This is a genomic window from Methylomonas rhizoryzae, from assembly GCF_008632455.1.
GTDB classification, from domain to species: Bacteria; Pseudomonadota; Gammaproteobacteria; order Methylococcales; family Methylomonadaceae; genus Methylomonas; species Methylomonas rhizoryzae.
Window position 1 is genome coordinate 4,524,745 of record NZ_CP043929.1, and the last position, 19,447, is coordinate 4,544,191.

Sequence of the window (19,447 nt, forward strand, 5' to 3'; positions counted from 1 at the left end):
TTCGTTTACGAGGAGTGACACATGAACTGCCACCAAGTGGATTACCAAATCGTCGGTCACGACATCCAGATGGTCGAAGTGGAATTGGACCCGGGCGAAACGGTGATTGCAGAAGCCGGCGCGATGACCTACATCGAACAGGACATCGATTTCGAAACCAAGATGGGCGACGGCTCCGGCGGCGTCATGGATAAATTGTTCGGCATCGGCAAAAGGATGCTGACCGGGGAGTCGGTGTTCCTGACCCATTTCACCAACAAGGGAAAACAAAAACGGCGGGCGGCATTTTCCGCGCCTTATCCGGGCTCGGTCATTGCGTTGAATCTTGCGGAACTGGGCGAACAGGTGATTTGCCAGCGCAGCGCGTTTTTAGCGGCGGCCTTCGGCACCAAGGTGGATATTGCGTTCAACAAGCGCTTAGGCAGCGGTTTTTTCGGCGGCGAAGGATTTATCCTACAACGCTTGCGCGGCGACGGCATGGCATTCGTTCACGCCGGCGGCACGGTCATCCGCAAGGACCTGCGCAACGAAACCCTGCGTCTGGATACGGGATGTTTGGTCGCCTTTAGCGGCGACATCGATTACAACATCGCACTCAGCGGCGGCTTGAAAAGCATGTTGTTCGGCGGCGAAGGTTTGTTTTTAGCGACCATGAAAGGTACCGGCTCGGTATGGGTGCAAAGTATGCCGTTTTCGCGGCTTGCGGAGCAGGTGATAGGTCATTTGCCGCCGGTTGGCGACCAAGGTTAAGTAATTAGCCGAGTTTTGCCAATTGCCTGACCAAAGCTTACAACGATCGGTCACGGGCCTGGACGTCTTCGGGTGCCGAGGTTCGTCAGCCCGTTCGCGGCTCGAAAACTGTCACTCCCGACCGGACAGCCACAACTTCAAATACTTGTAATAGGTGATTTCTGCATTGGAGACAGCCAACATAAAGCCTTGCGGGCCGTCCAATATCGCCAGCCGCAGAAAATATGTGCGGAAAAACGTCCAAAAGGCTTTGGCAACCGCTGCGGACAAGCAGGATACCTCTCCGCGCTCTCGTAACTTTTGCGCCCCTAAAGTCGAATAGCTGTTGACTTTTGCCAACACCTCTTCCAAATTCACATAGCTTTCGTGCAAGATGGGATTTTGTAAACGCCCAAGCTCACCGTTTACTATCACCCGCTCGTGCACCAAATCGTCGCTAAACCGGCCGGCTTTGGAGCGAAACAGTCGCACGACGTAATCCGGCCACCAGCCGCCGTGTTTAATTTGCCGGCCGCAATAGCTGGATAACCTGGGGATTTGATAGCCAGAACAAACGCCGGTCCGCATCACGGTTTCGATCTCGGTTCTTAACGCCTCCGATACCTGTTCGTCCGCATCCAGCGATAACACCCATTCGTGGCTGGCTTTCTGCAGTGCGCGTTGTTTTTGCGGGCCGAATCCCGGCCAATCCGTACTGTAAACCCGGTCGGTAAACTGTCGGCAAATTGCTACGGTATCGTCGTTGCTGCCGGAATCCAACACGACGATTTCGTCGGCCCAAGCCACGGATTGCAGACACTTAGCAATATGGGCCGATTCATTACGGGTGATGACGATGACGCTGAGCATAGACAACCGTTCCTACCATCAGTACCAGAAAAACTCGCCGGCTTCGCGTTTGCCGTGCAGCGTCATACCGAATGCGGCAAGCTCGTGCTGGCGCCAAGCATGAGCCTGACTCACCCGTTGATATTTGGCCCATTTGCGCTGCATCCAGCTTTGTTGCAACAAGCGATAGTTGTAGCGATTCCCGAGTCCTTGTTTAGCGGACAAGCCGCGTTCCTGCTTCATCGCGGTTTGGGTAATCGACCCGTAATGATGCAACCAGGAAGCGCCGCTAATCGCACACGGGATGCCGGCTTTATCCGCTTCGTGAAAGAACAGGGTATCTTCGTAGCCGAGCAGTTTCGGGACCGGTTGAAAATAGCCTATCTGCTGCCAGACCGATTCGTGCACCGCCAAACAGACGGCGTGGCGACCGCCGCGGCGCAGAACGCTACCCATCTTTTTTGCAGCGGTTTCGGAGAACGCGTCGAAATCGTAATCCAAAGGCCCTTCAATCAAGGCTGGAGAAACCAGTTTCAATCCATTTTGTTCCGCGCTGGTAATCAAATTTTCCAACCATCCGGCACTCACCAGCACATCGTTGTTCATGATGACCGACCATTCGGCTTGTAGGGCGAGAATCCCTTGATTCCACGCCGTACCGCAGCCTAAATTGGATCGGTTATAGATATGCCCGCCCAGCGGCAGCGACTGCAGATAATCCCGGGTGGCGTCGCTGGAATCGTTGTCCACTACGACCAAACGGGACAGATCAAACCCATGTTTGAGCATGCTGTCTATACATTGGCGAGTGTAATCGACTTGGTTGTAACAAGCGAAGGTAACGGCGTACTTGGCTGGATTCATGATTTCAAATTTACGGAGGCGGATGACGAACGGATCAACAGTGCGCCGATAAAACAGCTCAACATCATCGCGTGAAAAGAAGCGGCAAACTTTAAATTGAAGACTTCGGTCGTCATACCGCTGACAAAGGTACAAAGCAAATAACCCAAGGCTAGCAGCCCCAATCGTTGGGTGATTTTGCAGTCGGCCCACAGTTGCTTGCCGAAATACACGGCCGGCACCACAAACAACGCCAAACTGGACAACAAACCCCAAATGCCGGAACGCACCGCATTGGTAGCGATCTCGTTATGAAAGCCGGCGTTTAACGCAAATTCTTGGGTTTTTACCACGGCGTAACGGTTCAGTTCCGGATGGCCGATAAACGTTGCGAAACCACGGTCGCCGAAACCGCCGAAAGGATTTTGTTCCAGCAAAAAAGCGGCCATGCGGATAAACGATAAACGGGCGCCGACCGAGTTATGCCGGTTCGGCCCATCCCAGTGGTAGGTCATGATTTCCTCTATCGCCATGCCGGTACGTTCTCGTAAAGTCGCTGACAGATAAAACACCGACAAGCTCAACAACACCGCCGCGGCAAACGCATACACGCGATAGCCGGCCAAACGGATGTTTAACCAAATTAACAACACTAGCGGTGCAGCGGCCCAACCGGTCCGGCTACTGGACAACACCGATAGATACAGGCCGACCGCGAAGCCGCAAAATTTGTAGAGTCGTACTATCCACCCATCTTTTTGGTACAAATCGATCGCTAACAGGCAAAACAAGCCCAAAGTGAGATTCAAACTGCCGAAGGTTAGAGGATCGACGAAATGGGTCGAGACGCGCGTTGTATCCCACCACAGATTCCACTTCAACGAAATCACCAAGCCGGTCAACAACAAGCCGCAAGGCACGACGTAAGCAAAAAATTTAACGACGTCCGCCCGTAACTTGACCAGCGCCAGCAAAATCGGCACGCAAAGCAGAAAACGCGCCGGACTATCGTAGTAGCGGCCTATCCAGTCGTGGCGTATCGCCTGACTCAGCGCAATCGCGAGCACCGGCATGCAAAACAGCACCGCAAAACCCAGCATCCAGCGGCGTTGACCGGGCGGCAAATCGAAGGGTCGATTCCGCTGAGCAACCACGATCCACAACCCCAATACCGCGCTCAAAACCAGTATGACGCCGGACCAGCCGGACTTGGTCAAAACCAACAAAGGTAAAACAGCCAAGCAGGCTTGAAGTGCATCGCCCGGCGATGCCAGAGGTCTTAGCCCCAGCAAGATTTGCGGCATTATGGGTGCTCTTTGATTGGTTTCGATGATCTGCCGGTTATTTTCGGCGACCGGGAAGCAACCGCAGCGGCGCCGAACAAATTATTCATATTAAACGCTTAATCTATACATAGCATAAACCAAGCTAAACCCATCCGGCGTTAAGAATAGTAAGCAACTGGGTTTTCCCGGCTTGACTTTGCCTGCGAAATAAATTCGTCGACCGCCCGTATCACGGTTTGAACCGGCAAATCGTCCAAACATTCGCTATGACTGTTTCTATGCCGCTCGCAGCCCTCCAATTGGCAAGGCAGGCACTCCTTATCCGTGTGACCTTGAATCAAATAAACGTTACCTACTCGCCGGGAGCCACGGGCGGCAAACGGCGCTTGTACATTCTCATAACCAACCGGCCACGGCGCCCATTTGCGTGGGTCGGTAGGGCCGAACAAGGCTATCGTCGGCGTACCGGTCGCCGCCGCCATATGGGTGATGCCGGTATCCGGGCCGACAAACAGAGCCGCGCCGCCAATCAGATCGGCTAATTGCGCTAACGACAACCGGCCACTCACATCGATAGGCACTGCCGCCGCGTCAGCCACGATTTCGTTCAGTACCTGCCGCTCCGCAGGATGTCCGCTGCCGGACAACACCACCTGTAAGCCGCTCTTGGTCAAGTAGTCGATCAATGCCCGCCAGCCGGCGCTATGCCATTGTTTATAGCGCCATTGCGGCATAATGTGCAGCACGGCATAGGGCTTGAGCGGCTCAACCGGCGGCTTCTGGTCCGAACAAGGCGGCGTCAGCCGATAACACGGCTCAACGCCCAATACCTCGCAAAACCGCAGGTTCTCCAATAGCGGATGCCGATAATCCCGGGGGAAAACCAGAGCATCGGAAAATAACAGCTTTTTCCACCAGGCTTTGCCTAGCGCTTCCGGCACGAAACCTAAACTACGCTTACCCGCTATGATTGCGCACAAGGCCGGCCTATCGCCGTCTTGCGCGGCAATCGCCCAATCGTAGCGCCGATATAACCCAGCCAAAAACCGCAAAAACGTCCATAGTTTAGGTTTGACCGGCATTTCGACGATCTGCGCAACGGCCGGATTGCCCGCCAACATCCCGGCGTTGGCCGCCGGCAACAGCACGTCGATGGCCGCCTGCGGATAAGCTTGATGCAAGGCATTGAGCAAGGGAGTCGTCAACAAGGTATCGCCCAAATAGCGCAGGGTTATCACTAAAATGCGCTTAGGCTGTATATTGGCGGGTTTGGCTTTCGGCATAGCAATCGTCTCGCGCCGTAGTGCGCGGCAAAATTCAGAGGTTAAGTCTTGGACAGCACACAAACTCACAAAAACCGGCCAAGCGACGGGCAAGTATACAAGCGACTACTGCGCTATGTTTGGCCTTATTGGCGCATGTTCTTGGTCAGCGCGCTCGGCTTCGCCGTTTACGCCGCCACCGAACCGGCGGTGGTAATGATCATCCAACGCATCATCGACAGCCTCAGCAGCCCGAACCGCGCCGACTTGCAATTCCTGCCGCTATTGTTTATCGGCTTGTTTTTGGTGCGCGGCACCGGCGCGTTTTTAGGCAACTATTATTTGGCGCGCATCTCCGGCAACGTCATCCACCAACTGCGCTGCGATATTTTCAATCATTACACCCAACTGCCGGTGCAGTATTTCGACAGCCACAACAGCGGTTACATGATTTCCAGGATAACCAACAATGTCGGCGAGGTAACCCGGGCCACTTCGGATTCGATCCGCTCCTACATCCGGGAAGGCTTGACCGCGTTGGGCCTGCTGGCTTATTTGGCCTATACCAATTGGCGCCTGGCTTTGGTATTTTTGCTGATCGCACCGGTGGTGATCACCATGGTGCGCTATGTCGGCAAACGACTGAAGCGTTTAAGCCGCAATATGCAAGAAACCGTCGGCGATTTGACCCACATCACTTCGGAGATGGTCACCGGCAACCGCATCGTCAAAAGCTTCGGCGGCGAAGCCTACGAACGCCGGCGCTTCGAGGACGCCAGCCTGGAAAATCGCAAGCAATACCGCAAGTTGATCATGACGGTGTCGCTGAACAATCCGTTGATGCAACTGCTAATTTCCTTCGCATTGGCCGGCATGATGTTTTTGGCCCTGGTGATCATGCAACACTCCAGTCCGGGCGAATTCGTCGGCTTTTTCACCGCTGCGTTTTTGCTGCCCAAGCCCATACGCCAACTGAGCGACGCCAACGCCGAAATCCTGCGCGGCATCGCGGCAGCGGAATCGCTGTTCGAAGTACTGGATCAACCTTTAGAAACCGACCAGGGCGACTTCGTGACGCCGCGCAGTCAAGGCCGTATCGAATTCAAGCACCTGAGCTTCACCTACCCGGGCAGCGAAACGCCGGCCTTGCAGGACATCAACTTGAGCATAGAACCCGGACAAACCGTCGCCTTGGTCGGCGCTTCCGGCGGCGGTAAAAGTACCCTTATCAACCTGTTGCCGCGTTTTTACGACTACAGCGAAGGCGAAATTCTGATCGACGGCGTGGATCTCAAACGCTACCGGCTGGACAGCCTGCGCCAACAAATCGCCTTGGTGACCCAGCACGTCACCTTGTTCAATACTACGGTGGCGAACAATATCGCCTATGGCACCCTGGAACAGGCTAGCCCCGAGCAAATTCGGCAAGCTGCAGTCGACGCCTATGCCGGCAATTTCATCGACAAAATGCCGGCCGGCATGGAAACCGAAATCGGCGAAAACGGCGTCAAACTATCCGGCGGCCAGCGTCAACGCTTAGCATTGGCTAGAGCTTTGCTAAAAGATGCACCGATACTGATTCTGGACGAAGCCACGTCCGCGCTGGATACCGAATCGGAACGCTACATCCAGGCGGCGCTAAAACGGGTCATGCAGGGCCGCACCACACTGGTGGTGGCGCATCGCTTATCGACCATAGAAAACGCCGATGTCATTTTAGTCATGGAAAAAGGCCGTATCGTCGAACGGGGCAGCCACCGCGAGCTATTAGCCCGCAACGGCGTGTATGCGAAATTGCATAGCATGCAATTCAAAGAAATGCCCGTACAAACCGACCATCAGACGGCCCCCACGACAAAGCCCGATTCGTAACTAGCCGAAATTCGCCCGTATTCGCCATGGAACACCAACCCTTCGCACCGCCTTGCCCGGAAAACGGTTTCCATTCCCGCCAAGTCGAACTGCTGCTGAGCAGTTACCTCCGCTTGCTGGGCCAACCGCTACTGCCCCCGCATCCGGTTAACAATCCGGCGCAACAGATTTTTGAAGCCAAGCGGGTAGTGTTGTCGCACGATACGGCGGCCGATCCTGTGTTCAATTACGCCAATCGCGCGGCACTGACCTTGTTCGAAACCCGCTGGCAGGACCTTATCGGCATGCCGTCGCGCTTTTCCGCGGAACCGGTCGCACGCGAAGAACGCGAACGCTTGCTGGCAGAAGTCGGCGCTAAAGGCTACATCGACCATTACAGCGGTGTGCGCATTGCCAAAACCGGCAAACGTTTTTTGATCCGCAACGCGGTAGTGTGGAATCTGTACGATGAAAACCAAACCTATCGGGGCCAAGCCGCCTGTTTCGCCGAGTGGACGCCGTTGGACTGAGGGTTAGGCGGTTAGCCCGCCATCCGGCGCCGGCAAAGACTTTATAGACAGCTTAAAATCGGCGTTGGCCACCGCAAGCGCAGCGTAGTGATCAACCCCCACGTCCAATTCGACTATGCGCCAAGCGTCGCGGTCGCCGCAGCCCGGCGGCAGCGCCGTTATTTGGCCATGCTCGGCCGGGTCGAATTCGCAGTTTTCCAACCCGAACCCAATACCCCGGCCTATCGCCTTGACATAAGCTTCCTTCTTGGTCCACAAGCGGTAAAAGCTTGCGCTGTGTTCGGCGGCCGGCAAGGCTTGCCAATGCGCGTATTCGGCCGGGGAAAAGCAGCGTTGCGCCAAGCACGTCAAATTAGCGCGCGGTTTCACCGCTTCGATGTCGATGCCGACTTCGGAGACATCAGTCACGGCGATCGACAGCATCTCACCGGTATGCGAAATATTGAAAAACAGCGAGCCACAGGCCAGACTCGGCTTGCCGTAGGGACCTAGGGTAAATCGCAGGCCGTGCGCGGAGCAGCCTAAATAATCAGCCAAGGTTTGCCTAAGGTAAAAACGGCTTGCCGCATAGCGATCCCTCACGCGATTCAATTTGAACGATTCGGCTTTGGCCCGTTCTTCCGCCGACAACATGCCGTAACAGCCGGCTAGCGCCGGACGGTCAAGCGCCAAACTTCCAATCCAGACATCGACGAACGCCGCTCTAATCACCCGACCGCCTCGGCCTTTCGGAAATCCGGTTTTCCGCGTAAAAACTGTGCAAATGCTTGGTTTTCCTTGACGAAACGCGATAAAGAAAGTAGTTTACACAACCTTTTTCCGTAAATCGCATTTTCAAAATTGCTTGGTATTTTGAGGACATAAAATTGGAACTCAGCGGCGGACAAATTCTGGTCCAAAGTCTTAAAGACGAAGGCGTCGAATATATTTTCGGTTACCCCGGCGGGGCCGTGTTACACATCTACGATGCCATTTTCCATCAAGACGACGTAAAACACATCCTGGTTCGGCACGAACAAGGCGCCACCCATTCGGCCGACGCCTACGCGCGCGCAACCGGCAAACCCGGCGTGGTGCTGGTGACTTCCGGCCCCGGCGCCACCAACGCGGTGACCGGCATTGCCACCGCCTATTTGGATTCGATTCCTATGGTGATCATTTCCGGTCAGGTACCTTCGCCCGTGATCGGCAGCGATGCCTTCCAGGAAGTGGATACGGTCGGCATCACCCGCCCCTGCGTCAAGCACAATTTTTTGGTCAAGGACGTCAACGACATTGCCGAGACCGTCAAAAAAGCTTTTTACCTGGCGACTACCGGCCGGCCGGGCCCGGTTTTGGTCGACATTCCCAAAGACATTACCGATCCGAACATAAAAGTTCCTTATAAATACCCGAAAAAAGTCAGCATGCGCTCCTACAACCCGGTGATTGTCGGGCACAAGGGGCAAATCAAGCGCGCGGTAGAATTGCTGCTGTCGGCGCAACGGCCGGTGATTTATTCGGGCGGCGGCGTAATTTTGGGTGAAGGCCACAAAGAATTGACCGAGATGACCCGAATGCTGGGTTACCCGATCACCAATACTTTGATGGGCTTAGGCGCCTACCCGGCCACCGATAAACAGTTTTTAGGCATGCTGGGCATGCACGGCACTTACGAAGCCAATATGGCGATGCACGAAGCCGACGTCATATTGGCGGTAGGCGCGCGTTTCGACGACCGGGTAACCGGCAAAATCGCCGAATTCTGCCCGTATGCCAAGATCATCCATATCGACGTCGATCCGTCCTCCATCTCCAAAACCGTGCGGGTCGACATCCCCATCGTCGGCGAAGTCAAGCCGGTGTTGGAACAAATGATCGAGTTGATTAAGGACAGCAAACATAAGCCGGCCAAATCCTCGCTGGACGCCTGGTGGCAGTTGATCGAAAGCTGGCGCGAGGTCAAATGCTTGGAATACGATCGCGGCAGCATGTTCATCAAACCGCAATTCGTCATTGAGCAGCTGTACGAAATAACCGGAGGCGACGCCTACGTCACCTCCGACGTCGGTCAACATCAAATGTACGTGGCACAATACTACAAATTCGACAAACCACGTCGCTGGATCAATTCGGGCGGACTGGGAACGATGGGCTTCGGTTTGCCCGCCGCTATCGGCGTCAAGCTGGCGTTCCCGGAAGCCGACGTCGCCTGCGTCACCGGCGAAGCCAGCATCCAAATGTGCATACAGGAACTTTCCACCGCATTGCAGTACCACACCCCGGTTAAAATTGTCAATCTGAACAACCGTTACATGGGCATGGTGCGGCAGTGGCAGGAATTTTCCTACCAAAGCCGCTATTCGCAATCCTATATGGACACCATTCCGGAATTCGTCAAACTGGCGGAAGCGTACGGCCACGTCGGCATGCGCATCGAAAAACCGGCCGACGTACGTCCGGCCTTGCAAGAAGCCTTCGCAATGAAAGACCGCACCGTATTCCTGGATTTCATCACCGACCGGACCGAAAACGTCTATCCGATGATAGAAGCCGGCAAAGCCCACCACGATATGAAACTGCGTGTCGCCCCGGGCACACCGCTGGACAGGGAGTTATCGTAAATGAGACATATCATCTCGATTTTGATCGAAAACGAATCGGGCGCTTTATCGCGCGTATCCGGTTTGTTCTCGGCCCGCGGTTACAACATCGAATCGCTAACCGTCGCCGCTACCGAAGACCCCAGCCTGTCGCGCATGACCCTGGTGACCCGCGGCAACGACGAGATCATCGAACAAATCACCAAACAACTGAATAAACTGATCGATGTCGTCAAGCTTATCGATTTGGCCGACGCACCGCATATCGAACGCGAACTGATGCTGGTCAAAATTAAAACCACGCCGGAAACCCGCACGGAGATCAAAAACATGGCCGACATTTTCCGCGGTCAGATTATCGATGTCACCCCGAGCAGTTACGTGGTGGAAATGACCGGCCCTTCCAATAAATTGGACGCCTTTATTCAAGCTTTCGAGGAAGGCTGCATCATCGAAGTGGTGCGCTCCGGCCCGACCGGCATTTCCCGCGGCGAAAAAGGTTTACATCTATAACTCATAGAGACGTAGCGCGGCCGGACTGTAAAATTCCCGGCCGCAAGCTCGCCAAACTTCACCAACCCAAACAAAAACGAGAACATCTATGCAAGTTTATTACGACAAAGATGCCGACTTGTCGGTCATCCGCGGTAAAAAAGTCGCGATCATCGGTTACGGTTCGCAAGGCCACGCTCATGCCAATAATCTGAAAGACTCCGGCGTCGACGTCGTGGTCGGCTTGCGCGCCAGTTCCGCATCCGTCGCTAAAGCCCAAAACAGCGGCCTGACCGTCAAAGACGTGCCGGAAGCCGTTGCCGGAGCCGACGTGGTGATGATTCTGACCCCGGACGAATTTCAGTCCAAACTCTATAAAGAAGAAATCGAGCCGAACATCAAACAAGGCGCAGCCTTGGCTTTCGCCCACGGCTTTTCCATTTTGTTTAACCAAGTCGTACCGCGCGCGGATTTGGACGTGATCATGATTGCCCCGAAAGCGCCGGGCCACACCGTGCGCTCCGAATTCGTCAAAGGCGGCGGCATTCCTGATCTGATCGCCGTGCATCAAGACGCATCCGGCCAAGCCAAGGCAGTCTGTCTGTCTTACGCCTCCGCCATCGGCGGCGGCCGTTCCGGCATCATCGAAACCACCTTCCGCGACGAATGCGAAACCGATTTGTTCGGCGAACAAGCGGTCTTGTGCGGCGGCGCGGTGGAACTGGTCAAAGCCGGTTTCGAAACCCTGACCGAAGCCGGCTATCCGCCGGAAATGGCCTACTTCGAGTGCTTGCACGAACTGAAACTGATCGTGGATCTGATGTACGAAGGCGGCATCGCCAACATGAACTACTCGATCTCCAACAACGCCGAGTACGGCGAATACGTGACCGGCCCTAAAGTCATCAACGACGAAAGCCGTAAAGCCATGAAAGAAGCGTTGAAAAACATCCAAGAAGGCCGTTACGCCAAACAATTCATCTTGGAAGGCGCTACAGGTTACCCGGAAATGACCGCACGCCGCCGCCTGAATGCCGAGCATCCGATCGAAACCGTGGGTGCAAAACTGCGGGCCATGATGCCTTGGATAAAGGCCAACCAAATCGTAGATAAAAGCAAAAACTAAGCTTTTCTACTAGGCTTAAAGCCCATCTCACGATGGGCTTTTTTATGCCCGCAGGATTTTTAGATGTTCGATCCACCGCGCTGCGCTCGCCTGGCCTCAGCCTCCATTCTCGCTTCCTTCGCCATTACCCCGTGCCTAGCCGATTGGATGCTATGGAGCGTCAGCGAAATTCAATACCTACACGGCGCCAATTACCGGGAACCCTTTAATCCCAATGACGTCAGCCGTTCGTTAATAACGGTGACCCATAGCCACGGCTGGGATTTCGGCCGCAATTTTTTCTTTATGGATGTGATGTTCTCAGAGGCCGGCGAGCCGTCCCAAACCCAGTTGTACGGCGAGGAGTACAGCACGCTGAGCATGGGCAAGCTCACCGGCTTGGATTTGTCTTACGGCATTGTCAAGGATTTCGGTCTGACCGGAGGCATAAACCTGGGCGAAAATCTGGATGCTCCGTATAGCGGCTATAGAGCTTGGCTATACGGAGTAAGCGTCGATTTAGACATTCCCGGCTTCGACTATTTCAATATCGATTTTCTACGCCAGCGCGTAACTGAACCGGACGATGTCGGTACTTCCTGGCAAATCACCCCGGTTTGGAAGTTTCCGTTCGAGATTGCCGGCAGCCGCTGGAGCTTCGAAGGCTTTGCCGACTTCATCGGCGCCAAAGGCAACCACCAAGCACGGCAGGCCCTAGCTCAACCGCAGTTGCGCTTGGACGTCGGCGACTTGTTTGAACACCGCAACCACTTGTTTATCGGCTTGGAATACCAGTATTGGCATAATAAATACGGCATTAAAGGCTTACACGAGAGCGTGCCGCAAGCGTTAATTTTGTGGAAATTTTAATTGTCGAAAAACCAACCTAGCACGCAAGCTTGAGCCAACTTCCGTAACCAGCGTATCTGCAATAGCACAAGCACACTCATGAGCAAAAAAAACCCTCGCAAAGGCGAGGGTCAGAAGTGTTAACAGAGCTAGAAAGACAGGATGTTAACAACGAGGGAGGTACAACAAAATAACGCTTAAGCTTTAAACGAACCGGTAAAATCAAGATTGCTTGAAATTGTGGCGGCGCCGAACAACATGGTGGAGAGTATGAACTCGCCAGACATGAATCCGAGCACACCGGTGGTAAAGAAAATACCGGTCGCAATATCTCTGTAAAGATTATTGGATTTGTTCATGTTAGCCCCTAGCTGAATTTCAGCCGTTTCATTGAAGACGGCTTCACTATATCAGCAGGTTTTTTTATTTACAATAGAACGCAAAGTGCACTCATTATTTTTCCTTGCGAAACAATAAGTCATTGCCGCGTCATAATACTTTAGTAAAACGCTAGGTTATTGAAATGTTGAGATTATTTCCTTCTTATGAATTTCCGGCAAACGAATACACACGCGTACTTGTTCGGCAAATTCCTGCATGATGATACTGCCGTCGAGTTTTTTAAGTTGATATTCCAACATTTGCAGCTGGCCGTAACTCAAATCCAACTGCAATTCCACCATCTTGACGTATTCCACCAGCACGGCATTTTCAATGACCTGTCTCGCTACGTTGCCATAGGCTCTGGTTAAACCACCGGCACCGAGCTTTACTCCACCGAAATACCGTACTACGGCAACCAAGAGATTAATCAATTGCTTACCTTCTAAATGTTGGAAAATGGGTTTACCGGCGGTTCCGCCGGGCTCTCCGGCGTCGTGAAATCGGCAGGCTAAACCATCCGGCGTTTGAATCCGATAGGCATAAACGATATGCGTCGCTGCAGGATGCCGGTCATGCAAGCACCTGATTAGTTGTAAGGCTTCATTTTCACTGCCGCACGGATTGATAAAACCGATAAAGCGGGATTTTTTGATCGTTTCTTCGTAAACGCCCGGCGCAACGACAATCTTCATCTATAACAAGCCATTGATTTCGGCGTGATTTTGCAATAGCTTGACACGAAATGCTTCGATTTCGCTCTCGTTGTTGCGCTGGCTGCGCTCGACAGTCACCGGAATGTCGCCGAGCAAACGCATGGGCCGCGGCGATAAGAAAAGTAACCGATCCGCCAACGCGATGGCCTCGCGCAAATCGTGAGTCACGAACAGCACCGTATGCGGCCGTTGTTGCCACAAGGCATACAACAAATTGCGAACTTGGCGCGCGTTAGGCGCATCCAGGGATACGAAAGGCTCGTCCATTAACAATACGTCCGGATTAAGCGCAAATGCACGGATAATGGCAACCCGGCGCTGCATGCCCAGCGATAAACGTTGCGGAAATTGGTTTTGCATCTCCGATAGCTGCATGCTATCCAGCAAGCTGTCTATCAGATCCGACTCCGCAAATGGGCCGCCTGCCAACTCTATGTTTTGCCTCACCGTGCGCCAGGGCAATAAGCGCGGATTTTGAAACACGTAGCCAATGCGCAAGTTTCGCCCGTCCTTACCAACGGCAATATTGCCGTCGTAATGTTTATCCAAACCCGCAATCATATTCAGCAACGTGGTTTTCCCGCAACCGGAGGGCCCCAGCAAACAGGCGAATTGATTGGCCGGCACATGCACTTGTAAATCCGCAATGGCATGATGGGCTTGTTCGATGCCGCCCCCGGGTTGGCTATAAATCTTGTTGACGACCCGTATATCGAGTTCGCTCACCGGCGCCACCTCAAGCTGTTGAGTTCTATCGGCTTCAAAATGAACGACTCGATCAGTTGAATGACCGCAACAAACGCAAAGCTATAAGCCAACAAACCGGCGACGTCGAATAATTGAAAAAAAAGATGCAGCTGATAGCCCATGCCGTTGCTGCGTCCTAATAACTCCACGACTAGAATAATTTTCCATATCAACGCTAGACCGGAACGGGTTGCCGCCATGATAAAAGGATGTAATTGCGGCCAAATCACGTGTATCAAAGTCTTGCGCCAACCGAATCGATAGCTTTGCGCCATTTCCAATAAGTCTCTATCCAGCGCCCTGGCGCCTTCGCGCAGAGTCACCACGACATTCGGTACTTTGTTGATGACTACCGCGGCTATGGCCGCCGATTCGATCAAACCGAACCAGACGTAACATAAGATTATCGTTACCAAAGCCGGAATGTTCAGCAGGATAACCAACCAATTGTCAAAAAACGCATCGGCCCCCCGATGCCTTCCCAATCCGATGCCAATCGCGCATCCGAGCAACATCGCAATCGAAAAACTCGCCAGCAATCGCAGCAAAGTCACGCCAAGATGATAAGGCAATTCCCCGCTGACACAGGCTTGCCAAAACACGGCGAAAACAACGGCGGGACTCGGCAGGGTCGGACTGTGCAACATCGCCGCGCCGAGCTGCCAAATCGCCAATAAGACCAGCAGAGATAGAACACTCAAGCCGCGTTGCAAGGATCGCGTCATTGACCTGCTGACCAAAAAGTGCCGGGCTCTATCTGTGCGGATTTGTCGGTCAATTTATTTTGCGCGACTTTTCGCAGCCACTGATACACACGCTGCGTAGCGGACTTTTCCGCTTCGCCCCAGTTTTCCACCCGGCCTGCGCAATAGCCCTGCCGCAGCTGAATTTGCTCGTCGACGCTTTCGGTACCGGTCAGCGGCACGATCCGCTTCCAAGCAATTTCCGAATCGCATAAACGGTTTCTAGCCGTTGCGGCTAAAGCAAAAAAGCTTTCCAGTTCGGCCTTATGCCGCTCCGCCCAGCCGGATTTGAACACATAGCCCATTTGCGGTACCTCGGCTTCGACCCCCAATTGCTTGATGACTTCTTCGCCGCTCAACAACTGCTGATAGCCTTGCGATTTCAAGTGCGCCGCAAAGTGCCAGTAGGTTAATAAGGCATCGATACGACCGGCTTTCAATTGCTGAGTTAAAATCGGCGGAGCGCCGTAGACTTTTTCCAGCTTAGCATTTAAATCGAAACCCTGTTTTTGCGCCAAGGCCTGCAGCAACAACCAGTTTTTGTCCAATTCGCCGCCGGCTATACCTAATTTTTTACCTTGCAAGTCTTGCAGACTTTTGATCGGACTGCCGGCAGGAACCAGCAAGCTACCGGACACGTCGGAATAAGGATAAAAGCTCAAATCGCTGCCTTGCGCCCTCATCCCAGACACCCAAATCCAATCGGAAATAATGATGTCTACGCTGCCGGCCTGCAAAGCAACCTTACCCGCTTGCGGATTAGCCGTTGAAACGCTGTCGATTTCGAAGCCGGCCGCATTCAAAAGCCCTTCGTTTTGCATCGCCGCTAATTCCCAGGCTAAAGTGCCGCCCGCCATCACACCGACTCGTATCGGTTCGGACGCCTGCACCAAACCGCCGCTAAGTGCTACTATCAGGAGACTGGCCAAATATGCTGTTGATCTCTTCATCGCTGCTTCCGGTCGGATTAAATGCCTAATTTTACCGTAGACCTAAAGCTATCGTCTTGCACACGGCCCTTTGCAGGCTAAAATCCCTACGACCTTAACGGCGGATTTGGATAATCCCGGTCGCTAATGCAATTTCACGCAGAAAACAAAGCAATCCGGTAATCAGCGAGAGCATCGCAGCAATAAACAAGAAAGCCACCGCTTTAGAAAGATCCAGGCGAACCTCAACCCCCACGAACAGCGCCGCAATGGATAAACACACGCATAAGGCCGACAAGGTACACAAGCTGATCGCCCAATGAATTAACCGCGCACGCGCCGACAAGGTACGCATTTCTTGCCGGTGTTTTTCTTCCGGCTCTTGCACTTCACTCAAGCGCCGAAAGCGGTCGATGGCCCGGCCCAAACGATTGGTCAACACGCTTAAAATAGAGCCGACGCCGGTCAGCAAAAACACAGGCGCTACCGCCTGCTGAATGGCATGCGCCACGGTGGGAATATTATCTAAGGCATCCATAGCCCGAAAGCCTGCTTCAAAAAGCGGTATTAGTAGTGATAGTTGAAATTACAAGCACCGACCACGCGGCTGGACAAAGACGTTCCACCAACAGTCGACGGATTCAAATCCATACCGCAGCCTATATCTGCCGGCCTGGTATCGGATTTCTCGGGTAACAGCACGCTGGCGTTATCACTGGAACCGTTCTGCCTGAATCGGCCGTTAGGCGCCTCAGAAGCCAACCATTTATCCGACAACGTCAATACCAACTTTTCCGAAGCGTTCGCATCGTCTGTTGCATAGTCTTCTGCCGCCACAATCGGAGATGCTAGAGACAGAGCAGCCATGAACACCAATAATCGAAACCAACAAGAGCAAATAAAATCATATGCTTTCATGACTTTTCTCCCGTAAAAACTCAGGTGAACTAAATGTTAGCGCGCCCTGCGCATTTTGCAATCCCGGCAAGAATTAGCAAGTAAAAAATAACTGCCGCAAAACTATAAGGCAGTAATAAATATGAAACTTTCTGTCAAAATATCGGCCTTTGCTTAAGGTTCTATATAATCAGCGGAAATTCGCTCCGCATTGCCTATGAACGACACTTCCCCACACCTAATCGACCGTTTCGGTCGAACCGTCAATTATCTTCGGGTTTCCATTACCGACCGCTGCGACTTTCGTTGCGTGTACTGCATGGCCGAAGACATGCAGTTTCTGCCGCGCCGGCAAATCTTGAGTCTCGAAGAAATTCATTGCATCTGCCAAGCCTTTGTCGAATTAGGGGTAGGTAAAATCCGCGTCACCGGCGGAGAACCACTGGTTAGAAACGGCGCCTTAGACTTGCTGCAGCAACTAGGTCGAATTTCCGGACTGAACGAGCTGGTAATGACAACCAACGGTTCGCAACTGGCTGACAAAGCACAATCGCTAAAAACGGCCGGCGTGAAACGCATCAATATCAGCTTAGACACCTTGGACCCGGCCAAGTTTAAAGCTCTAACCCGGACCGGCGATCTGGAAAACGTGCTGAAAGGCATCAACGCGGCTTGCGCTGCAGGTTTCGAACGCTTAAAACTCAATACTGTCGTGCTTAGGGACAGAAACCACGACGAAGTCTGCGCATTAGTGGAATATGCGGTTAATCGCGGCATCGATATCAGTTTCATCGAAGAAATGCCGCTAGGCACCGTCAACAATCACAACCGGGCCGAGGCTTACTACCCTAGCCGTCTGATCAAGAACGACTTAGAGCGGCGTTTCACGCTGCACGATCTAACAGACACAACCGGCGGACCATCCGATTACTTTGCCGTCGCCGGCAGCAACACCCGGGTAGGGTTTATTTCACCGCACAGCGCTAATTTCTGCGCCAGTTGCAACCGGGTAAGGCTCACCGCGGAAGGACGTTTGCTGTTATGCTTGGGCAACGAACACTCGGTAGACCTAAAAGCCGTAGTCAGGCAACATCCGGGCGACGCGGATCTTTTAAAACAGACCATTGTAGACGCTATGTCGATCAAACCCGAGAAACACGAATTCAATATCTACGAAAAGCCTGTGATATTACGCCACATGAACGTCACCGGCGGCTGAAAGAAAAGAGGGAATCAACATGAGCAAAGCCAATCAAATCATTGCCGAGGCGAGGCGCTATAAAGAAGAACGCGAAAAAGGCTACCGCGAACAAGCCTTGAAACTATTTCCCTGGATCTGCGGACGTTGCGCACGCGAATTCGACCACAAAAACTTGCGCGAACTCACCGTACACCACAAAAACCACGACCACGATCACAATCCTGCCGACGGCAGCAACTGGGAACTGCTGTGTTTATATTGTCACGATAACGAACATCAGCGCTATGAATCGCAAGTTCGGTACGGCAGTAGTACTCATCGCGAGGGCTCCGGTCCTACCGCAACCTTCAGCCCGTTTGCCGATTTGAAAAAACTGATGCAAAACGGCGAATGAACAAGTGCCGCTGGGCGCTGGCCAGCGCCGGCGAAGAACACTATCACGATACCGAATGGGGCGTACCGGAATTCGACGACCGTAAACTGTTCGAATTTTTGATTTTAGAGGGCGCCCAAGCCGGCTTGAGTTGGCGCACCGTTTTGGCTAAGCGGCCGGCCTACCGGGAAGCCTTGGATCATTTCGATGCGGCAAAAATTGCAAACTACGACCAAGAAAAAATCGCGCTGTTAATGCAAAATCCCGGCATCATTCGTAACCGTTTGAAAATATTGGCAGCTATAGAAAACGCCCGAGCGTTTTTGCAGGTAACAGCGCAATTCGATAGCTTTGCCAGCTACATCTGGCAATTTGTCGACGGCCGACCGAAACAAAACCACTGGAACGATTCCAAGCAAATCCCAGCGTTCACAATAGAATCGGAGCTGATGAGTAAAGACTTGCAACGCCGCGGCTTCAAATTCGTCGGAAAAACGATTTGCTACGCTTATATGCAAGCAGTAGGCATGGTCAACGATCACACGCTGGACTGCTTCCGCTATCACGATTTATCGGGATAATTATCATGTCTTTAAATGCCGACGCCGCGCAAAATGCTTGCGATGAGCTGGTCAAAAACCAGCAAAGCTTGTTGCTAGCCAGCCGGCGCAGCAATGGCGACGCGGATATCGGTTACGCGCCCTATCTATTGATCGATAATGTGTTTTACATCTTCGTCAGCACGTTGGCGAGTCACACCGACAACTTATTGAATTACCCTAAAGCGTCCTTATTATTTATCGAAGCCGAATCCAGTGCCGCCAATCCTTTCGCCCGCCGGCGCTTGACGCTGGATAGTTCGGTGGCTCGCATCCCGGCCGACGACCCGGCATATCCGCGGATTTTAGACGCCCTCGCCCAACAATTCGGCGAAACCGTGTCCGTCTTGCGCGGTTTGGCCGATTTTCAATTGCTGGCTTTAACCCCTTTAGGTGGCCGTTTCGTAGCGGGTTTCGGTAAAGCCTACCCTGTAGATGAACGATGGCGTATTCAGCATCCCTCGACCGCTTAAGGTTCAGCGT

General features: G+C 53.1%; 22 protein-coding genes and 1 pseudogene. 11 read left to right on the top strand and 12 right to left on the bottom strand.

The annotated features are described in order from the left end of the window. Window positions 1-21 precede the first annotated feature (21 nt). Window positions 22-750, top strand: a complete 729-nt coding sequence (locus F1E05_RS19985; protein ID WP_150051645.1) for a TIGR00266 family protein — start codon at window positions 22-24, stop codon at window positions 748-750. Between the two features lie 111 nt (window positions 751-861). Here the strand turns inward: F1E05_RS19985 and F1E05_RS19990 are convergent, their stop codons facing one another. The 4 genes from F1E05_RS19990 to F1E05_RS20005 form a co-directional block, all read right to left on the bottom strand. Beyond that, the gene (locus tag F1E05_RS19990) at window positions 862-1,599 is read right to left on the bottom strand and encodes a glycosyltransferase family 2 protein (RefSeq protein ID WP_150051647.1); all 738 of its coding nucleotides are present in this window, start codon (window positions 1,597-1,599) and stop codon (window positions 862-864) included. Window positions 1,600-1,617: 18 nt separating this feature from the next. After that, window positions 1,618-2,442: a glycosyltransferase family 2 protein gene (locus F1E05_RS19995; protein WP_150051648.1), complete on the bottom strand. Its 825-nt coding sequence runs from the start codon at window positions 2,440-2,442 to the stop codon at window positions 1,618-1,620. Continuing rightward, window positions 2,439-3,725 carry an O-antigen ligase family protein gene (locus F1E05_RS20000; protein WP_150051650.1) on the bottom strand — a complete coding sequence of 429 codons (1,287 nt, stop codon included), beginning with the start codon at window positions 3,723-3,725 and terminating at the stop codon, window positions 2,439-2,441. The genes F1E05_RS19995 and F1E05_RS20000 overlap by 4 nt, the downstream gene beginning before the upstream one ends. Before the next feature lie 140 nt (window positions 3,726-3,865). Then, complete coding sequence (locus F1E05_RS20005; RefSeq protein WP_150051652.1) at window positions 3,866-4,990, bottom strand: glycosyltransferase family 9 protein; 1,125 nt, start codon at window positions 4,988-4,990, stop codon at window positions 3,866-3,868. Window positions 4,991-5,038: 48 nt separating this feature from the next. On the opposite strand from F1E05_RS20005, the gene msbA reads away from it, so the two are divergent. Both msbA and F1E05_RS20015 read left to right on the top strand, forming a co-directional pair. Further along, window positions 5,039-6,841, top strand: a complete 1,803-nt coding sequence (gene msbA, locus F1E05_RS20010; RefSeq protein ID WP_150051654.1) for a lipid A export permease/ATP-binding protein MsbA — start codon at window positions 5,039-5,041, stop codon at window positions 6,839-6,841. Window positions 6,842-6,867: 26 nt separating this feature from the next. After that, window positions 6,868-7,350, top strand: coding sequence for an MEKHLA domain-containing protein (locus F1E05_RS20015; protein ID WP_150051656.1), 483 nt, complete (start codon window positions 6,868-6,870; stop codon window positions 7,348-7,350). A 3-nt stretch (window positions 7,351-7,353) separates the two neighbouring features. On the opposite strand, the gene F1E05_RS20020 is transcribed toward F1E05_RS20015, so the two are convergent. Further along, entirely contained in the window at window positions 7,354-8,061 is a 708-nt protein-coding gene (locus F1E05_RS20020; protein ID WP_150051658.1) for a 4'-phosphopantetheinyl transferase family protein, read from the bottom strand. 155 nt (window positions 8,062-8,216) lie between these two features. Here F1E05_RS20020 and F1E05_RS20025 point away from each other — a divergent pair, with 155 nt between their 5' ends. The 4 genes and pseudogenes from F1E05_RS20025 to F1E05_RS20040 all read left to right on the top strand — a co-directional run bounded on the left by F1E05_RS20025 (window position 8,217) and on the right by F1E05_RS20040 (window position 12,399). Beyond that, the gene (locus tag F1E05_RS20025; protein WP_150051660.1) at window positions 8,217-9,953 is read left to right on the top strand and encodes an acetolactate synthase 3 large subunit; all 1,737 of its coding nucleotides are present in this window, start codon (window positions 8,217-8,219) and stop codon (window positions 9,951-9,953) included. Further along, on the top strand, window positions 9,954-10,445 hold the full coding sequence (gene ilvN, locus F1E05_RS20030; protein WP_150051662.1) for an acetolactate synthase small subunit: 492 nt from the start codon (window positions 9,954-9,956) through the stop codon (window positions 10,443-10,445). It abuts the gene before it with no gap. A gap of 61 nt (window positions 10,446-10,506) precedes the next feature. After that, window positions 10,507-11,550 (top strand): annotated as a pseudogene (gene ilvC / locus F1E05_RS20035) (ketol-acid reductoisomerase); the annotation flags it as partial. A 63-nt stretch (window positions 11,551-11,613) separates the two neighbouring features. After that, the gene (locus F1E05_RS20040) at window positions 11,614-12,399 is read left to right on the top strand and encodes an outer membrane protein OmpK (RefSeq protein ID WP_150051666.1); all 786 of its coding nucleotides are present in this window, start codon (window positions 11,614-11,616) and stop codon (window positions 12,397-12,399) included. Window positions 12,400-12,575: 176 nt separating this feature from the next. Here F1E05_RS20040 and F1E05_RS20375 read toward each other — a convergent pair whose 3' ends face one another. From F1E05_RS20375 to F1E05_RS20070, 7 genes are all read right to left on the bottom strand, one after another. After that, window positions 12,576-12,737, bottom strand: a complete 162-nt coding sequence (locus F1E05_RS20375) for a hypothetical protein (protein WP_190303206.1) — start codon at window positions 12,735-12,737, stop codon at window positions 12,576-12,578. Window positions 12,738-12,893: 156 nt separating this feature from the next. Next, complete coding sequence (locus F1E05_RS20045; RefSeq protein ID WP_150051668.1) at window positions 12,894-13,454, bottom strand: IMPACT family protein; 561 nt, start codon at window positions 13,452-13,454, stop codon at window positions 12,894-12,896. Next, on the bottom strand, window positions 13,455-14,201 hold the full coding sequence (locus F1E05_RS20050; protein ID WP_150051670.1) for an ABC transporter ATP-binding protein: 747 nt from the start codon (window positions 14,199-14,201) through the stop codon (window positions 13,455-13,457). It lies immediately after the preceding gene. Continuing rightward, complete coding sequence (locus tag F1E05_RS20055; protein WP_150051672.1) at window positions 14,198-14,947, bottom strand: ABC transporter permease; 750 nt, start codon at window positions 14,945-14,947, stop codon at window positions 14,198-14,200. Before F1E05_RS20055 ends, F1E05_RS20050 begins: the two co-directional genes overlap by 4 nt. Next, window positions 14,944-15,915 (bottom strand): ABC transporter substrate-binding protein, encoded by a 972-nt coding sequence (locus F1E05_RS20060; RefSeq protein ID WP_150051674.1) that lies wholly within the window; start codon window positions 15,913-15,915, stop codon window positions 14,944-14,946. The genes F1E05_RS20055 and F1E05_RS20060 overlap by 4 nt, the downstream gene beginning before the upstream one ends. A gap of 94 nt (window positions 15,916-16,009) precedes the next feature. Further along, window positions 16,010-16,432 (bottom strand): DUF2721 domain-containing protein, encoded by a 423-nt coding sequence (locus F1E05_RS20065; protein WP_150051676.1) that lies wholly within the window; start codon window positions 16,430-16,432, stop codon window positions 16,010-16,012. Between the two features lie 29 nt (window positions 16,433-16,461). Next, complete coding sequence (locus F1E05_RS20070) at window positions 16,462-16,812, bottom strand: hypothetical protein (RefSeq protein WP_150051678.1); 351 nt, start codon at window positions 16,810-16,812, stop codon at window positions 16,462-16,464. Between the two features lie 196 nt (window positions 16,813-17,008). Between F1E05_RS20070 and moaA the strand changes: the two genes are divergently transcribed. From moaA to F1E05_RS20090, 4 genes are read left to right on the top strand one after another with little or no spacing between them, the layout of a single operon-like run. After that, window positions 17,009-18,010: a GTP 3',8-cyclase MoaA gene (moaA, locus tag F1E05_RS20075; RefSeq protein WP_150051680.1), complete on the top strand. Its 1,002-nt coding sequence runs from the start codon at window positions 17,009-17,011 to the stop codon at window positions 18,008-18,010. A 19-nt stretch (window positions 18,011-18,029) separates the two neighbouring features. Next, the gene (locus F1E05_RS20080) at window positions 18,030-18,386 is read left to right on the top strand and encodes a YajD family HNH nuclease (protein WP_150051682.1); all 357 of its coding nucleotides are present in this window, start codon (window positions 18,030-18,032) and stop codon (window positions 18,384-18,386) included. Beyond that, complete coding sequence (locus tag F1E05_RS20085; RefSeq protein WP_150051684.1) at window positions 18,383-18,946, top strand: DNA-3-methyladenine glycosylase I; 564 nt, start codon at window positions 18,383-18,385, stop codon at window positions 18,944-18,946. Before F1E05_RS20080 ends, F1E05_RS20085 begins: the two co-directional genes overlap by 4 nt. Window positions 18,947-18,951: 5 nt before the next feature. Beyond that, complete coding sequence (locus F1E05_RS20090; protein WP_150051686.1) at window positions 18,952-19,437, top strand: HugZ family pyridoxamine 5'-phosphate oxidase; 486 nt, start codon at window positions 18,952-18,954, stop codon at window positions 19,435-19,437. The last annotated feature ends 10 nt before the right edge of the window (window positions 19,438-19,447 follow it).

Bases quoted from the DNA above. Each gene is read 5' to 3' on its own strand.
- F1E05_RS20045 (WP_150051668.1), bottom strand. From the start codon at position 13,454: ATGAAGATTGTCGTTGCGCCGGGCGTTTACGAAGAAACGATCAAAAAA.
- F1E05_RS20085 (WP_150051684.1), top strand. From the start codon at position 18,383: ATGAACAAGTGCCGCTGGGCGCTGGCCAGCGCCGGCGAAGAACACTAT.
- F1E05_RS20070 (WP_150051678.1), bottom strand. From the start codon at position 16,812: ATGAAAGCATATGATTTTATTTGCTCTTGTTGGTTTCGATTATTGGTG.
- F1E05_RS20015 (WP_150051656.1), top strand. From the start codon at position 6,868: ATGGAACACCAACCCTTCGCACCGCCTTGCCCGGAAAACGGTTTCCAT.
- F1E05_RS20375 (WP_190303206.1), bottom strand. From the start codon at position 12,737: ATGAACAAATCCAATAATCTTTACAGAGATATTGCGACCGGTATTTTC.
- ilvN (WP_150051662.1), top strand. From the start codon at position 9,954: ATGAGACATATCATCTCGATTTTGATCGAAAACGAATCGGGCGCTTTA.
- F1E05_RS20060 (WP_150051674.1), bottom strand. From the start codon at position 15,915: ATGAAGAGATCAACAGCATATTTGGCCAGTCTCCTGATAGTAGCACTT.
- F1E05_RS20055 (WP_150051672.1), bottom strand. From the start codon at position 14,947: ATGACGCGATCCTTGCAACGCGGCTTGAGTGTTCTATCTCTGCTGGTC.
- F1E05_RS20080 (WP_150051682.1), top strand. From the start codon at position 18,030: ATGAGCAAAGCCAATCAAATCATTGCCGAGGCGAGGCGCTATAAAGAA.
- F1E05_RS20040 (WP_150051666.1), top strand. From the start codon at position 11,614: ATGTTCGATCCACCGCGCTGCGCTCGCCTGGCCTCAGCCTCCATTCTC.
- F1E05_RS20000 (WP_150051650.1), bottom strand. From the start codon at position 3,725: ATGCCGCAAATCTTGCTGGGGCTAAGACCTCTGGCATCGCCGGGCGAT.
- F1E05_RS20065 (WP_150051676.1), bottom strand. From the start codon at position 16,432: ATGGATGCCTTAGATAATATTCCCACCGTGGCGCATGCCATTCAGCAG.
- moaA (WP_150051680.1), top strand. From the start codon at position 17,009: ATGAACGACACTTCCCCACACCTAATCGACCGTTTCGGTCGAACCGTC.
- F1E05_RS19985 (WP_150051645.1), top strand. From the start codon at position 22: ATGAACTGCCACCAAGTGGATTACCAAATCGTCGGTCACGACATCCAG.
- F1E05_RS20090 (WP_150051686.1), top strand. From the start codon at position 18,952: ATGTCTTTAAATGCCGACGCCGCGCAAAATGCTTGCGATGAGCTGGTC.
- F1E05_RS19990 (WP_150051647.1), bottom strand. From the start codon at position 1,599: ATGCTCAGCGTCATCGTCATCACCCGTAATGAATCGGCCCATATTGCT.
- F1E05_RS20005 (WP_150051652.1), bottom strand. From the start codon at position 4,990: ATGCCGAAAGCCAAACCCGCCAATATACAGCCTAAGCGCATTTTAGTG.
- F1E05_RS19995 (WP_150051648.1), bottom strand. From the start codon at position 2,442: ATGAATCCAGCCAAGTACGCCGTTACCTTCGCTTGTTACAACCAAGTC.